1 protein-coding gene is annotated in these 335 nt (G+C 24.5%); it reads left to right on the forward strand.

Features of this window, described 5'->3' with window-relative positions:
- The coding region (locus ACYQ44_RS10495) for a PD-(D/E)XK nuclease domain-containing protein (protein ID WP_459997243.1) at positions 1-335 on the forward strand (335 nt) is incomplete at both ends.

Genomic DNA, 335 nt, shown 5'->3' on the forward strand with positions numbered 1-335 from the left:
CGAAGGAGTATATCAATACAATCTTGATCAATTCTTAAGCGCATACATAGAATTATTAGGAGGAAAAGTATATCCAGAAACACAAGTAGGTGGAGGAAGGATAGATTTAATGGTAATGCATAACAACAAAGAATATTTAATAGAAATAAAAGCTAATATAATAAAATACGAATATGAAATAGCAAAAAATCAATTAAAAGAATACATAAAAAGAAAAGGACTAAAAGAGGGATGGTTAATAATATACTCAGATACAATAAAAGATTTTGAATATATAAAAGAAGAAGAAAATGGAATCAAATTACATATATGGTTTATAAAAACAAATTTTGAAA

The organism is Marinitoga arctica, assembly GCF_054657315.1.